The 14,343-nt window shown below is 73.6% G+C and carries 16 protein-coding genes; 12 read left to right on the top strand and 4 right to left on the bottom strand.

Annotated features, from left to right (window positions below; translation table 11 throughout):
• The first annotated feature begins 274 nt into the window (after positions 1-274).
• The gene (locus tag NZH93_RS13035) at positions 275-856 is read left to right on the top strand and encodes a DivIVA domain-containing protein (protein ID WP_259623293.1); all 582 of its coding nucleotides are present in this window, start codon (positions 275-277) and stop codon (positions 854-856) included.
• Here NZH93_RS13035 and NZH93_RS13030 read toward each other — a convergent pair.
• Positions 853-1,551 carry a DUF1990 family protein gene (locus tag NZH93_RS13030; RefSeq protein ID WP_259623292.1) on the bottom strand — a complete coding sequence of 233 codons (699 nt, stop codon included), beginning with the start codon at positions 1,549-1,551 and terminating at the stop codon, positions 853-855. The two genes, NZH93_RS13035 and NZH93_RS13030, sit on opposite strands and share 4 nt — an antisense overlap.
• A 63-nt stretch (positions 1,552-1,614) precedes the next feature.
• Here NZH93_RS13030 and NZH93_RS13025 point away from each other — a divergent pair, with 63 nt between their 5' ends.
• The 3 genes from NZH93_RS13025 to NZH93_RS13015 all read left to right on the top strand — a co-directional run bounded on the left by NZH93_RS13025 (position 1,615) and on the right by NZH93_RS13015 (position 3,876).
• Positions 1,615-1,830, top strand: a complete 216-nt coding sequence (locus NZH93_RS13025; protein WP_259623291.1) for a hypothetical protein — start codon at positions 1,615-1,617, stop codon at positions 1,828-1,830.
• Positions 1,831-2,553: a DUF1990 family protein gene (locus NZH93_RS13020; protein WP_259623290.1), complete on the top strand. Its 723-nt coding sequence runs from the start codon at positions 1,831-1,833 to the stop codon at positions 2,551-2,553. It abuts the gene before it with no gap.
• Positions 2,554-2,649: 96 nt separating this feature from the next.
• On the top strand, positions 2,650-3,876 hold the full coding sequence (locus tag NZH93_RS13015; RefSeq protein WP_259623289.1) for a PP2C family protein-serine/threonine phosphatase: 1,227 nt from the start codon (positions 2,650-2,652) through the stop codon (positions 3,874-3,876).
• Here the strand turns inward: NZH93_RS13015 and NZH93_RS13010 are convergent.
• Positions 3,873-5,294: a cytochrome P450 gene (locus tag NZH93_RS13010; RefSeq protein ID WP_259623288.1), complete on the bottom strand. Its 1,422-nt coding sequence runs from the start codon at positions 5,292-5,294 to the stop codon at positions 3,873-3,875. The two genes, NZH93_RS13015 and NZH93_RS13010, sit on opposite strands and share 4 nt — an antisense overlap.
• A 103-nt stretch (positions 5,295-5,397) precedes the next feature.
• Positions 5,398-5,973: a TetR/AcrR family transcriptional regulator gene (locus NZH93_RS13005; protein ID WP_259623287.1), complete on the bottom strand. Its 576-nt coding sequence runs from the start codon at positions 5,971-5,973 to the stop codon at positions 5,398-5,400.
• Positions 5,974-6,058: 85 nt separating this feature from the next.
• Between NZH93_RS13005 and NZH93_RS13000 the strand changes: the two genes are divergently transcribed.
• From NZH93_RS13000 to NZH93_RS12985, 4 genes are read left to right on the top strand one after another with little or no spacing between them, the layout of a single operon-like run.
• Positions 6,059-6,475 (top strand): nuclear transport factor 2 family protein, encoded by a 417-nt coding sequence (locus NZH93_RS13000; RefSeq protein WP_259623286.1) that lies wholly within the window; start codon positions 6,059-6,061, stop codon positions 6,473-6,475.
• Between the two features lie 14 nt (positions 6,476-6,489).
• Positions 6,490-6,993 (top strand): hypothetical protein, encoded by a 504-nt coding sequence (locus tag NZH93_RS12995; RefSeq protein WP_259623285.1) that lies wholly within the window; start codon positions 6,490-6,492, stop codon positions 6,991-6,993.
• Positions 6,990-8,021, top strand: a complete 1,032-nt coding sequence (locus NZH93_RS12990; RefSeq protein WP_259623579.1) for a PLP-dependent aminotransferase family protein — start codon at positions 6,990-6,992, stop codon at positions 8,019-8,021. The genes NZH93_RS12995 and NZH93_RS12990 overlap by 4 nt, the downstream gene beginning before the upstream one ends.
• Positions 8,018-8,818, top strand: a complete 801-nt coding sequence (locus NZH93_RS12985) for an amidohydrolase family protein (protein WP_259623568.1) — start codon at positions 8,018-8,020, stop codon at positions 8,816-8,818. The genes NZH93_RS12990 and NZH93_RS12985 overlap by 4 nt, the downstream gene beginning before the upstream one ends.
• Here NZH93_RS12985 and NZH93_RS12980 read toward each other — a convergent pair.
• Positions 8,757-10,112 (bottom strand): sigma-54-dependent transcriptional regulator, encoded by a 1,356-nt coding sequence (locus NZH93_RS12980; protein WP_259623284.1) that lies wholly within the window; start codon positions 10,110-10,112, stop codon positions 8,757-8,759. The two genes, NZH93_RS12985 and NZH93_RS12980, sit on opposite strands and share 62 nt — an antisense overlap.
• Positions 10,113-10,472: 360 nt before the next feature.
• Here NZH93_RS12980 and NZH93_RS12975 point away from each other — a divergent pair, with 360 nt between their 5' ends.
• Genes NZH93_RS12975 through NZH93_RS12960 form a run of 4 tightly spaced genes read left to right on the top strand, consistent with a single transcriptional unit; the run spans position 10,473 to position 14,301 of the window.
• Positions 10,473-10,910, top strand: coding sequence for a hypothetical protein (locus NZH93_RS12975; protein ID WP_259623283.1), 438 nt, complete (start codon positions 10,473-10,475; stop codon positions 10,908-10,910).
• Positions 10,911-10,969: 59 nt separating this feature from the next.
• Positions 10,970-12,898 carry a sensor histidine kinase gene (locus NZH93_RS50655; RefSeq protein ID WP_259623282.1) on the top strand — a complete coding sequence of 643 codons (1,929 nt, stop codon included), beginning with the start codon at positions 10,970-10,972 and terminating at the stop codon, positions 12,896-12,898.
• A 55-nt stretch (positions 12,899-12,953) separates the two neighbouring features.
• Positions 12,954-13,622, top strand: coding sequence for a response regulator transcription factor (locus NZH93_RS12965; RefSeq protein WP_259623281.1), 669 nt, complete (start codon positions 12,954-12,956; stop codon positions 13,620-13,622).
• A gap of 55 nt (positions 13,623-13,677) precedes the next feature.
• Positions 13,678-14,301 (top strand): hypothetical protein, encoded by a 624-nt coding sequence (locus NZH93_RS12960; protein ID WP_259623280.1) that lies wholly within the window; start codon positions 13,678-13,680, stop codon positions 14,299-14,301.
• The last annotated feature ends 42 nt before the right edge of the window (positions 14,302-14,343 follow it).

Here is a 14,343-nt window from a genome sequence, read left to right as displayed (position 1 = left end):
TTGTCGTCCGGATCGGATGTCGGGAAGGGCGGCGCGACGACCGACTTCCTCACGCTCGCGCAGCACCCGCACGTTGTCAACAGAAAGCAACAAAACCAGACATCTTGCGACAGGGCGGGCCAGGGGGCTCCGCAGCGTGACCGTGGCCGGGCGGTTCACCATTTCGGCTGGTGCCCGCCCCGCGGCGGCGTGCTGCGCGGCGGGTCGGGTACTCCGTGACTGATCCGGCGTACCGCGGTCGCGGAGCCGCCCTCTGGGACATCGGGGTAGGAACATGATCGACGAAATGCTCAAGGAGGTCGACCGCTGCTTCGACGTCCGGTGGCGGGGCTACGACCGCGAGCAGGTGGACGCCCGGTTCGCCGACGCCGACCGGGAACTCGAGGCCGTGTACCGGGACCGCGACTCGTGGGTGAAGGCCGCGGCTGACCTGACCCGGCAACTGGCCGAGGCGCGGCAGGAGTTGGCCGGGTCCCGGTCGTCGCGCACGGGGTGGCCGCCGGAGGACGCCCCCACGACCGGGGTGCGGCGGGAAGCCGTCGAGGACGACCCGCGGGAGGCCGTGCCGACCGGGGACGCGCCGCTCGACGAGGTGGAGTGGCAGCGCCGACTGACCGAAGCTGCGCACCGCGCGCGGGAGATCGTGTGCGCCGCGCTGGCGGAGTCCAGGCACCTGATCGAGGACTTGGCCGAGCGGCAGCGCGAGCTCGACGAGTGGTACGCGGACGCCGAGGCGTCGATCGACGTGCCGGCGCCGAGGCGGCCGACGGCCGAGACGACCGAGACGACCGGGCGGCACCAGTTGACCCGGCCGGGGACGAGCGAGCCTGTTCGGTCGAGCGGTCCGGTCGGCTAGCGGGCTGGCCAGTCGACGCGCCGCGTCCGGATGGTGACGCCTCCCCGGTACCTGCCCCCGGCGAGCGCGGCGGTGCGGACGCAGAAGTGCGTCCACATGTTCAACTGCACCTCCTTGGCGAACCCGACGCGGTTGTACAGCAGGTGCGACAGCCGGTCACCCGCCCGGCACCACGACTCGATCTCGAAGTGCAGCACGTCGTCCGCGGCGCTCGCGCGGAACTCGATGTGACCGGCTTCGAGGTGCCCGGCCAGGGTGGACAGCCGGAACGACGTGCCGTCCCTCCCGGTCACCCGCACCGGTCCGTCCCACGGGCCGGGCATCCGCACCACGAGTTCGTCACCCAGCCGCACCGAGCCGTTCGACCCGCGGGTCTTGTGGAACACCGCCATCTCCGGCGAGGCCCTGTTGAGCCCGCGGGCGACGACGTCCACCAGTTCCGGGGCGCTCAGCGGGCTGTCGACGATCCTGATCGCGTACGTCCGGTGGAGCAGGGGGCCCGTGCCGTCGGCGATCCGCTGCGCCCGGCCGCCGGGCACGTCGTCGTCGAAGTCGGGGAGGTCCTCCGGGCCGCCCGCCTCGTCGGAGCGGTGCAGGGGGGTGGTTCGCCAGAGGTAGCGCCAGGCCACCACCGCCAGTCCTACCGGCCACCACAGAACCGTCGCCAGCCGGGCGGCTCCGCTCGCGGGTGTCATGCGGCCATGACACCATGCGGAACGGGCCGTCGCTCGTTACCGCGGTGCCGAACGGAGGTCCACATGTCGGTAGGAAAATCTCTGCGGCGCAGGGGTTTGCGGGGGGACCACCTCCACGTGGCCTCACTCGGGGCGATCGTGCTGTGCGTGGCGCTGTGGATCCGGGCCAAGACGGTCGACCAGGACGAGCGCGGCAACGCCGAGCGCCGAGCCCTGTTCGTCGGGCTGTGGCCGCCCACGCTGTGGCTGATGGGCGACACGCTGCGGGAATCCGAGTAGATGGAGCCCACCGCCGAACTCGACGCCCTGTGCGGCCTCCCGCTGAACTACGACCCCCGCGCCGCGCCCGTGGACGGGGTGGCGGCCGGGCACTGGCACGTCGACTCGGCCGTCGCGGTGGTCGGCGCCGAACCGCCGGGGCCACCGCTGCCGGACGGCGCCTGGGCCCGTGCCTGCCTGCTGGTCGAGCGGTACGAGTTCTCCGACCCGTCGATCATGCGGGCCTTCTACCGGCGTGACGACGAACTGCTCGGCCGCGACATGCTGCTGGAGGGCCGGTTCGCCGGTCTGCGGTTCTACCTCGGGGTGCGGGTCACCTCCGTCGTGGACGAGACCAGGGGAACGGGCGAGGAGTCCGAACGGGTGTGGGGGTGGAGCTACCAGACGCTGCGCGGGCACCTGGAGGAGGGCAGGCTCAGCTACGAGGTCGTCAAGGACCTCACCTCGGGGGCCGTGTCGTTCAGGGTCAGCGGCTACTCCCGGCGCGCCCCGCTGCCGAACCCGGTGATCAGGGCGGGGTTCCAGGTGTTCGGCCGGTGGACCCAGAAGCGGTTCTACGGCGCCGTGCTGCGGCGCCTGCGCGACCTCGTGGCCGCCGCCGAGCGCGGTGAGCCACCGCCACCGCTGACGCTGCTGGCCGACGGCGTGGTGCTGGCCCCGTCCGGCGCGCGGTCGAGCCCGTGGGAGCGGGTGCTGCCGGATTCCCGCCACCCCGGCCGGTGACCCGTGTGGCGGTCCCCCTACCGGGCGCGCACCGCATCGCCGTGTGCTCGTAGTGTTCAAGCGGTGTGCACGGCCAGTGCGGGATGAGGTTGGTGGATGGGCGTCGGTCGGAGTTCGCGGATGCGGCTGCGGGTGTTGGAAGCGGTCACGGACAGCGCGCTGAGGGACCTGGAACTGGAGAAGCTGTTCGAGGTCCTGCTGCTGCGGGTGCGAGACCTGTTCGCCATCGACACCGCCACCGTCCTGCTGGTCGACCCCGGCGGGCGGCAACTGGTCGCCAAGGCCGCCATCGGCCTGGAGGAGGAGGTCCTCCAGGGCGTGCGGATACCGGTGGGGACCGGCTTCGCCGGACGTGTCGCCCAGCACCGGGAACCGGTGCGGCTCGACCACGTCGACCGCTCCACGGTGGTCAACCCCCTGCTCTGGGAGCGGGGCCTGCGATCGTTGGTGGGCGTGCCGATGGTGGCCCAGGGTGATCTCGCCGGGGTGCTGCACATCGGCAGCACCGCGGCGCGCCGGTTCACCGACGAGGAGGTCGACCTGCTGCAACTCGTCGGCGACCGGCTCGCGACGGCGGCGCACGCCCACCGGTCGCGGTCCGCGCGCGCCGCGGCGGCCATGCTCCAGGACAGCCTCCTGCCGAGCCACCTCCCGACCACTGACGCCTGGGAGTTCGCCGCCCGCTACGTGCCCGGTACGGACAGCGGTGTCGGTGGCGACTGGTACGACGTGTTCCACCTGCCCGGTGACCGCATCGGGCTCGTGGTCGGCGACGTGGTCGGCAACGGGCTGGCCGCCGCGATCGTCATGGGGCGCCTGCGCAGCGCGCTGCGCGCCTACGCCCTGGAGTTCACCGATCCGGCGGAGGTGCTCGGCAAGCTCGACCGCAAGGCCAGCCACTTCGAGAACCACACCATGGCCACGATCGTCTACGCCGTCGTCGACACGACCACCCACGGCATGTCCGTCGCACTGGCGGGCCACCTGCCCCCGGTCCTGGCCGCACCGGGCCGCGCCACCGAGTTCGTCGACGCCCCGGTCGGCCCACCCGTCGGCTACAGCCTCGCCGTCACCGGCCGCCGGAGCGTGACCGTCGACGTACCGCCCGGAGCACTGGTGGCCCTGTACACCGACGGCCTCGTGGAACGCCGCGACGTCGACCTGGACACCGGCCTGGAAACCCTCCGCCGCACCGCCGCCCCGGCCCCGGCGGAGGACGCCTGCACGCGAATCATGGCCACCCTGGTCGGCGACCGCCGCGCGACCGACGACATCGCCCTGCTGACGATCCGCCACCGCACCCCACCGGTGGTCGGGTCCTAGCCCTGCCCGCGTCGGTCGAGGGTGACCGCGAGACCGGTGGGGAACGCGGTGAAGCCCATGCGTTCCCGGACCGGGCCCGTGGCGGTGTGCGGGCTGATGGTGAGGTCGCGGCACAGGGTCGCGAGGAGCAGGGTGGCCTCGATCAGGGCGAGGTTGCGGCCGGGGCAGAAGCGGGGGCCCTCGCCGAAGGGCGCGTAGGGCAGTTCGGGTGGAACGGGGGACTCGTCGAGCCAGCGCTCGGGGCGGAACACGTCGTGGTCGGGGAACCTGGCCCGGTCGCGGCGGGAGCCGTACGTCAGCAGCGTGAGCACCGGGGTCCCCTCCGCCAAGCGGAGGGAGCCGCCGCCGGTGTCGACGGTGACGTCGTGGTTCGGCTGGACGATGAGGAACGGTGTCACCGGGTTGAGCCGCATGGCTTCGTCGACGACCGCCCTGGCGTAGGTCAGCCTGCCGACGGCGGCCGGGTCGACGGGGCCGTCGAGCACCGCCTCGGCTTCGGCCGCCACCCGCCGTTGCGCCTCGGGGTGTTCGGCGAGGTGGTGCACGGCCCAGGCGAGGGTGGAGGAGGTGGTGTCCTCGCCGGCGAGCAGCATGGTCAGGACGTTGCCGAAGACCTCCGCGTCGCCCGCCGGCGGCTCGTCCGGGAGTGGCCGGACCAGTGCTTCGAGGAAGTTCGCGGGTTCGACGCCGTCCGCCATCCGGTCGCGGGCCACGGCGAAGCGGTCCCGCACGAGGACCTCCAGTTCCCGGACGGTGGAATCCAGCCGCCGGTCACGGGGGAGCTTGACGTGGCGCCAGTACGGGAACGGCGCGTTGATCCGCCGGGCGAACGCCGGGAACAGCAGCGACAGGCGGCTGTGCAGGCCGTCGCCGGTGCTCTCCAGCGAGTTGAGGTCGTGCCCGGTGGCCAGCCACGTGGTGACGTCCAGGGTGTACCGCCGCATGTCGGTGAGGACGTCCACGGGCGCGCCGGTTCCCGCCGCCGCCACCCACGAGTCCCGCATCCGCGCGGTCACCTCGGTGATCGTGGTGAAGTACTGCCGCAGGTAGGACGCGCTGGTGCTCTGCGCGGCGATCTTGCGCAGCCGCCGCCACTCGGCCCCCTCCGCGGTGAACACGCCCTTCCCGCCGAGTTCCTCGATCACCTCGGTCATGACGCTCGACCGCCGGAACACGTCGGGTCGTTGGCGCAGAACGGAGTGCACGACCACCGGGTCGGCGGTCACGACGGCGGGCGTCCGTCCCAACCGGACCCGGTAGGTCGGACCGAAGCGGTCGCACCACTTCTCCAGCACCTGGTGCATGACCTGACCGCGCACCAGTGAGGGCAGGTTCCCCAGCGGGACGCCCCGCGGTCCGCCGAGGTCGGCCACCGTTCGTCCCGCGGTGTCGTCGAGGACCACCGGTCGTCGTTCCATCGTCGCGCGTCTCCCCTTGTCGGGCTCCGAACCTAGGGAGGCGAGGTGGACGGGGCAACTGCGTCGTGGTCATCTCACGAATTACCGCCACGCACTCCGCCGCCTACGGGGTCGGCGGGGGTGTCGCCAGGCTCTGGAAGCACGGGCGCAGCAGGTCGATGATCTGCTCCGGCGAGGCGTCCGCGAGGTTGGTGAGGCGCAGCAGGTACCGCTCGGCGATCACGCCGTGCACGATCGCGCTGAGCAGGCTCGCGCGCAGGTCGGCGTCGGGGGTCGGGATCGCCTCGGTGAGCTGGTTGAGCTGGGGTGCCCCGGCGGCGCGGTAGCGGTCGGCGGCGTCGGCGTTGGTGAGCGTCGAGCGCAGGACCGCCAGTGACGCCGTCGGCTCGTCGGCCAAGCGCCTGCCCAGCGACCTGAGCAGCGCCTCGGCCACCTCGTCGGACGTGCCGCCCGGCAACTCGTCGGCGGGCACCTCGGTGGAGCGGGCGAAGAGCAGGTCCTTGCTGCCGAAGTAGTGCATGACCAGGCCCGCGTCGACACCGGCCGCCGACGCCACGGCCCGGATCGTGGTCCGGTCGTAGCCGAGTTCGGCGAAGATCCGGCGGGCCGCGGTGAGGATGCGCTCCTCGCTCTGGCGGCGCTGCTGCGCCCTGGTGGGACGGGCGCTCGGTTCGGTCACGTGGTCATTCTACGGCCGTTGACCGACGGCACATTTCGTTCTACGGTTGTTCAATCAACAAGCGTTCAACGAAAGTGGGTCGACCATGACCGCCACGTCACGCGAGGTCGTCGAGCAGCTCCTGCGCGCGAGCCGGGAGCAGGACACCGAGGCGTTCACGAGCCTGTTCGCCCCGGACGGCCACGTCGAGTGGCCGTACCTGCCCGCGGGCCTGCCCGACCGGGTGGAGGGCCGCGACCGCATTCGCGAGTTCCTGACGGCGCAGGCCAACGGCCTGGTCAGGTTCGACGAGTACCGCAACACGGTGATCCACGAGACCACCGACCCCGAGGTGGTGATCGTCGAGTACGACGCCCACGGCACCGTGCTCCCCACGGGCGCGCCCCTGCGCCAGACCATCATCGCCGTGATCCGGATCAGGGACGGCCTGGTCGTCTCGTACCGCGACTACCTCAACCCCCTGGTACTGGCCGAAACCCTGGCGAGCGTCGCCGACGCCTAGCGGCCGTCCGTCCGTTGTGGACGGACGGCCACGGGGTTCCCCTCAGCGGCCTGCGCGAGGTGCACCTGCTGCTGGCGCACGGCGCGCACAACCAGTTCGCCGACCTCGCCCCCACGGCGCGGGCGGAGATGCTGGCGATGCAGTGGATCCTGGGCAGGCAGGAGATGCGGCAGTTCCTCGGCGGTCCGCCGATGGTGCCCTACGAGGAACCGTGGATGGACCGCGTGGACACCATGAAGGAGTTGCAGGGCTGGCCCGACCCCAGCATCACGCACTTCTTCGACCTGGCGGTGCACGGCGAGCGCCTCGTGCTGTCGGTCCGGCACGGGCAGTGGAACAGCACCGACCACACCCGCAAGGACGCCGAGCACTGGGCGCTGCTGTTCCGCGAGTCCGTCCAGCGCTACGTCCACGCCTACCGGGCCGTGACCGGCGCCGACCTGACCGCGGGCGTGGACGCCACCATGCCCTCGGCGCTGCTGGCCAAGCGGATGCGCGCGCGGAGGGTCCGGGCGTGATCGTCGACGCGACCTCCGCCCTGTTCCTCGGCCTGCGCCACCCCGCGGGGGCGCTGCGGCCGTGGCGTTCGCTCACCACCGGGGTTCCCGGCGCGCTGCGGGAGGTCCCCGCCGCGCGCCGGGTGGCCGCGCTGGTGGCGGACGGGCAGGGCGCGCCCGCCGGGCTGGTCGCGCGCTCCGCGCTGCACGCCCTGCTGGACGTGCTCGGCGGCCTGCCCGAGCGCGGGGACGTGGTCGCGGTGGACTCCGCGTGCTACCCGGTGGCCCGCTGGGCCTCGCTGCTGTCGGGGCAGCGGGGCGCGCGGGTCGTGGACTACCCGCACCACCGGCCCGACCTGGTGCCCGAACCGCGCCGGGGCAGGCTGTTCGTGGTCACCGACGGCTGGTGCCCCGGCTGCCGTCGGGCCGCCCCGCTGGCCCGGCTGCGCGAGGTCGCCCGCGCGCACGGCGGCTCGCTGGTCGTGGACGACTCGCTGGCCTGCGGCGTGCTGGGCGCCCGGCGGCCCGGCGAGGCGTTCGGCGACGGCTCCGGCACCCCGCGCTGGAGCGGGATCGACCACCGGGACGTGCTGTGGGTGGCCTCGCTGGCCAAGGCGTACGGCGCCCCGCTGGCCGTCCTCACCGGTGACGCCGACGCGCTGTCCCGGCTGGCCGTGCGCGGCCCCACCCGCGTGCACTGCGGCCCGCCGTCCGCCGCCGACCTGGCCGCCGCCGACCGGGCGCTGACCGACCGGGGGACCGGCCGGGCGCGCCTGCGCCTGCTGCGCCACGTCCGCCGCGTCCAACGGGCGCTGGACGACACCGACCCGCCGTTCCCCGTCGCCGACACCTGGTTCCCCACCACCGGCCTGGCGCACCGGCACCACGCGCGGGTGCTCGCGCACGGCGTGCGCGCCGTGGTCCAGGTTCCCCGGTGCCTGCCCGGCGCCCTGGTCAGCGCGATGATCCGGGCCGACCACACCGACGACGACATCGCGCTGATCGGCGCCGCGCTGGGCGCCACCGGTGCCGGGAGGGCCGCCTCGTGAAGCGCTTCCCGATCATCGACGCCCACTGCCACGCCGGACTCGGCGACGGCCTCACCGGCCCGTGGGACACCGACGCGTCCCTGCACCGGTACGGGCCGCGCGCCCGTGCCGCGGGCATCGACGCCACCGTCCTGTTCTCCGTGCTGACCTCGGACTGCCGCGCGGGCAACGGCGCCGTCGGCGACCTGGTCCGCGCCCACCCCCGCCGCTACCTCGGGTTCGCCTACGTCAACCCCGCCACCGCGGGCGGCCGGGTCGCCGAGGTCGTCGACGACGCCCTGCGGTGGGGCGCGTGCGGCATCAAGGTCCACTGGCACGACGGGCGCGTCACCAGGGAGATCGCTGACGTGGCCCGGCAACGCGGTCTGCCGGTCCTGTACGACCCGCACGGCGACACCGGCTCGGTGGAGACCGCCGCGCGCGCCTACCCGGACGTCGCCTGGATCATCCCGCACCTGTCCACGTTCGCCGACGACTGGCGCGCCCAGACCGCGTTCGTCGACCAGCTCACCCGCCTTCCCAACGTGTTCACCGACACCTCCGGCGTCCGCTACTTCGACGTGCTCGCCGACGCCGTGCGCCTCGCGGGCGCGCACAAGGTCCTGTTCGGCTCCGACGGCCCGTTCCTGCACCCCGGCGTGGAACTCGCCAAGGTGCGCGCGCTGCGCCTGCCCCCGGACCGGGCGGCCCTGGTGCTGGGCGGCAACCTGCTGCGGTTGACGGGTCGGCGCGCGGTCAGGACACGGCGGTCCGCTTCCGCGCCTCGGCCAGCCGGTGGTGCAGCGCCCGGTCGGTGACGCCCAGCCGCACGGCCGCGGCCCGCACGTTGCCGCCCGCCTCCGACAGGGCCGCGTCCACCGCGACCTCGGCCACCCGCTCCCTCAGGTCGCGCAGGTTCGTCCCGGCCGCGAGGTGCACCCGCACCACGCGCGCCAGCAGCGTCCCGAGGTCCCTGTCCTCGTCCGGCTCGGCGGACACCGCGGGCCCGGCCCGGTCCGGGCGGTCGGCGGGCGGCAGGTCCCCCGGCGTCACCGGTCCCGGCCCGACGTGGCGCGCCGCCACCCGCTGCGCGAGCTGCCGCAGGTCCCGCAGGTTGCCGGGGTAGGCGCGGGCGCGCACCGCCCGCTCCACCCAGGACGTCAGCCGCACGGGTTCCCGCCGCCCCTCCGCCTCCGCCACGAACGCGGTGAACAGCGGCACGACGTCCTCGGGCCGGTCCCGCAGCGGCGGCATCCGCACCGTCGACGCCGCGATCCGGTGGTAGAGGTCGGCGCGGAACCGACCCGCCCGCACCTCCTCCGCGAGGTCCCGGTTCGTCGCGCACACCAGCCTGAACCTGGTGGTGTGCCAGGTGTCGCTGCCCACCCGCTTGTACGTGCCCTCCTGCACCACGCGCAGCAACTCGGACTGGAGCTCCAGCGGCAGTTCGCCGACCTCGTCGAGCATCAGCGTCCCGCCGTTGGCCGCCGCGCAGGCGCCGATCCGCACGTTGACGGCACCGGTGAACGCGCCCTTCTCGTGCCCGAACAGCTCGCTGCCGGACAAGGACGGCACGACCGTCGTGCAGTCCACCACCACCAGGGGCCCCGAACCGGACTCCATCCGGTGCGCGACGCGAGCCGCCAACTCCTTGCCCGTCCCGGTCTCGCCCAGGATCAGGATCGGTCCGCGGGCGAAGCGCGCCGCGGTCACCAGGTCCCGCAGCGCCGCCGCCAGCGCCGGGCTGGAACCGCGCAGCGTGGCCGACACCTGCGGCGCGCGCACCAGCTCGTCGACCTCCCGCGCCCGCGCCACCCTGGCCAGCACCGCCTCGGGATCACCGTCCCAGGTGAGCACGTCGGCCGCGCCGCGCGCCAGCACCGACCACGGCTCCAGCCCCTTCTCGACCGCCACGACGATCACGTGCCAGCCCGCCCCCGCCGTCGCGGACAGCAGCTCGTCCAGCGCCGCCGACTCCCGCGAGCACAGCACCAGGCCGGACGGTTCGGCGCGCGGCGCGCGGACCACCTCCGTCCTGGGATCGGCCGCGCGCAGCGCCCGGACGACCGCGCGGGACGCGGCGTGCTCGTCCAGGTCCACCAACCACGTCACTGGTCTCGGCGGCTCCACCCGCCGTTGCCGGTCGACGACCTACGGGTGCGCGAACGTCCACATGAGATCATTTCTCTCCCCCTGAGCGTCCCCCCGGACGCGTTCCCCCCACCAGTGAACCAGGCGGTAGGGGTCATGCGCGGATACCCGCGCTATTCCGCAAAAAGAGGCCTGAATAGCCCGACGTCAGGTCGGCGCGCGGTGCTCGCGGCCTTCTGCGTCATCTGACCTTGTCGGCCGTCACCGCCCGGTGGTGGGGTGCCTCGGGTTCCCCCTGCGAATCCGGGACGGTCGCCTCTGGTTCCCGGGACCGCGGGATGGGGACGCTGGACCACGAAGCTCAGCGACCGGAGGAGATCGATGTCCGCACCCACCGAAGACCGAGGGCAGCTCGTCCATCCCGTCCTCGGAGACCTGGCCCAGTGGCACGACACGTTCCTCGCCTACGCGGCGGCCGCCCCGACGGGCAACGAGCACTTCGCCGTGCCGCACGTCGCCGTCGTCCCGTTCGAGCCGGGCCGGATGTGCGAGGGGCTGGCGTTGTTCGAGGCGAGGTACGGAGCGCTCGTCGGGCCGGGACTGCTGCCGGAACTGGCGACGATGCGGAAGGCGTTGGCCCGCGGGGGACGGCGCGGCGGCGGGGAACGCGCGCACCGGCACCCGCACGACGGGGCGGGCGTCACGTTGAGCGGGGGCGGCCTGGACCGGGACGTCGAGCTGGCGCACGGGGGTGTCGAGGCGTACGACGAGGGGTCGCCTTGCCACAACTTCTGGCACTGGCTCACCGGCACGTCCTGAACCACCGCGGGGACGGTGTTCGCAGACCACTAGGGGGAGCAATGGTATCCGGGCCGACGGTGGGAACGCGGCGCGGCGGCGGGGCGGTGTTCGGCTCCCGGCTGCTCGCGATGGGCTCGGCGGCGCTGGTGCTGGTCGCGCTGGCCGCGCACGTCACCACGGGCGGTGAGCCGTCGCACCCGCACAACTGGTTCACGGCCGTCGTGTACTGCCTGCTGGGTGAGCGGATCGTGGCCCACGCGCGGCGCAACGCCGTGGGGTGGCTGGTGCTCGCGATGGGGGTGTGCGGCGCGGTCGCGGTGGGGGCCGCGGCCGCGCCGCACGAGCCGTGGGCGGCGTGGATCGGCACCTGGAGCTGGTGGCCGACGTACTCGCTGCTGCCGGTGGTGCTCCTGCTGTTCCCAACGGGACGGCCTCCCACCCGCCGGTGGTGGCCCGCCGTCGCCGTCGCGGCGGCCGGGGTGGTGCTGCCGGTGGTCGGCGTCGGCTGGGCGGCGTGGTCGGAGCCGGTCGCGTTCTGGCAGCAGGTCTTCGGCGGTACCGCGCGCAGAGGGGTCGCGGTGGTGCTGGCGTGGACGGGGTTCACGGCGTTCGCCGTCGCGCTGGCGGTGGCCGTGCTCTCGCTGGTGGTGCGCTGGTTCAGGGAGGACGGGGTGCGGCGGCGGGTGCTCGGCTGGGCGGTGGTGGGCGCCGTGCTGGGGATCCCGACGCTGGCGCTGGAACTGGTGTCCGGCGGCGCCTGGCTGGCGGCGGCGATGGCGTTCCCGGTGGCGCTGGTGGTGGTGATCACCGTGCACGACCTGTACGACATCGAGTTGATCATCCACCGCACCCTGCTCTACGGCCTGCTGGGCGCGCTGCTGATCGGCGCCTACACGGCCGTCGTGCTGGTCACCACCACCAGCGTCCCCACCGCCGCCAACGCGCTCGCGACCCTCGTGGTCGTGGTGGCGCTCGCGCCGCTGCACGCGCTGCTCCGGAGGGCGCTGGACCGGTGGCTGTTCGGCGACCGCTGCGACCCGTACCGGGCGCTGGTGGAACTGGGGCGCACGCTGGCGCACCCCCGCCGCCCGCACGAGGTGCTGCCCGCCATCGCCGCGTCGGTCGGCGAGGCGTTGAAGCTGCCGTACGTGGCGGTCCGCCTGGACGGCGCGGACTGCCGCGCGCCGGACGAGTACGGGTGCTCGCGCGGGTGGGAGCAGCACGAGGTGGACCTGCGGCACAGCGGGCAGCGGATCGGCGTGCTGGTGGCCGAGGCGCGCGGCGGCGGCGAGCGGCTGGGGTCGCGGGAACTGGGCCTGCTGGACGACCTGGCGGGCCAGGCCGCGCCCGCCGTGCACTCGGTGCGGCTGGCGCTGGCGCTGCGCCACGCGGACGCGCGGTTCGAGCTCAAGCGCCGGGAGGACCTGCACCGGATCAGCTACGACCTGCACGACATGATCTGCCCCGGTGTCGTGGGCGTCCAGAAGCAGGTGAGCGTCGTCCTCCGGACGATGGACGGCTCCGACGAGAAGGCGCGGCGGCGGCTGGGGGAAGCGGTCGCCGACCTGGAGACGCTCACCGGCACCGTGCGGCGGGTGGCCCGCGACGTGCAGGCGCTCGACCTGCGGTCGGGACTGGTGAACGCGCTGCGCGGGCTGGCGGACCGCCTGGACGGCGAGGTGGCGGTGCACGTCGTCCCTAGGGGGGACCTCGACGACGTCCCGTTCCCCGTCCTGCGGGCCGCCTACCTCGTGATCAGTGAGGCGCTGACGAACGTCGTCCGGCACGCGGAGGCGTCGGAGTGCCGGATCGACGTCGTCCGCACCGGCACCGGCCTGGAGATCGCCGTCACCGACGACGGCCGGGGACTGGCACCGAACCCCGTTCCGGGGATCGGGCTGGAATCGATGAAGGAGCGCTGCCAGGACCTCGGTGGGGACTTCACCGTCGACTGCGGCGCTCCCGGAACCCGCGTCACGGCGCGCATCCCGTTCACGCGGGGATGACCCCGTCGTGGCGTCGGGACGGACGGCCGTGCCACCAGCGCACCGGGAGGGCACCTTGACGGACACGCGACACCGGGTCCTGATCGTGGACGACCACCCGATCTTCGTCAGGGGCCTGCGCGGCGAACTGGAGGACGCCGAGGACGTGGAGGTGGTGGGCGAGTGCGCGACCGGTGAGGACGCCATCGCGTTCACCGAGCGGGAACACCCCGACGTGGTGCTGGTCGACCTCCGGATACCGCGGTTCGCGGGCGCCGAGCCGACGCTCTGCGGTCCGGAGGTGATCCGCCGGATCGTCGAGCTGGTCCCGGCCACCAGGCTCCTGGTGCTGTCCATGCACGAGGAGCCCGAACACGTGCGCGCCTCGCTGAGGGCCGGGGCCGCGGGCTACCTGTGCAAGGAGGAGACGAACGTCGTGCAGGCGGTGCGCACCGTGGCGGAGGGCAACAAGGCGGTGCTGGACCTGGGGGTCATCACCGCGCTGCTCGACCAGCAGGTGCCGGACGGCGACCTGCCGTTCCGCCTCACGCGGGCCGAGTACCGCATGCTGGTGCTGATGGCGAGGGGGCAGTCGAACCAGCAGATCGCCACCGAGTTGACGCTCGCGACCAAGACCGTGGCCAACCGGGCGGGGGAGATCCAGTCCAAGCTGGGCGCGCGCGACCGCGCCGAGGTCGTCGAGAAGGCGCGCAAGCACGGCATCGGCGGCGGGGAGCACCCGTGAATCCGGGACGCGGGACCGCTTGTTCCTGGGAAAGCGGGGGCGGGACCGTGTCCGCATGGGCAATGCAGACAGGCGACACCCCGTCTACCGCGTCGCGTTCGGGGTGGACATCGAGGGTTCGACAACCCGCAACAACATGGAGAAGCAGAAGCTGCGCAGGGTGATGTACGGCGCGCTCGGCCAGGCGTTCGCCGCGCACGGCGTCGGTGACGCCGACCTCGACCCGCCCCTGGACCGCGGCGACGGCGCGATCGTCCTCATCCGGTCGTCCGACCGGGTGCCGAAGACGCTGCTGCTGGAGTCGGTCGTGCCCGAGGTGAGCCGGGTGCTCGGCAGGCACAACGCGGAGTTCCCCGACCTGGCGATCCGCCTGCGGGCGGTGCTGCACGCGGGCGAGGTGCACTTCGACGAGCTCGGCCAGTCGGGGGAGATGCTCGACGTGGCATGCCGCCTGCTCGACGCGCCGCGGTTGAAGCTGGCGCTGCGGGAGACCTCCGCGCCGCTGGTGCTCGTCGTCTCGGACGACCTGTACTGGTCCGTGGTGCACCACGGTTACGACGGCATCGACGCGCCGTCGTTCGCGCCGCTGGTGAACGTCCAGATCGGCTCGGTGGCCCAGCGCGGCTGGGTGCACGTGCCGGACGAGCCGCTGGTGTGGCCGCACCCGCTGGTCCGCTGACCACCGGCGGGCGCGGACGGGGCCGGGTCCCGTCCGCGCCCG

The sequence above is a fragment of the Umezawaea endophytica genome, from assembly GCF_025061645.1.
In the GTDB taxonomy this organism is placed as follows: domain Bacteria; phylum Actinomycetota; class Actinomycetes; order Mycobacteriales; family Pseudonocardiaceae; genus Umezawaea; species Umezawaea endophytica.
This window is presented reverse-complemented; position numbering and strand designations above follow the sequence as displayed.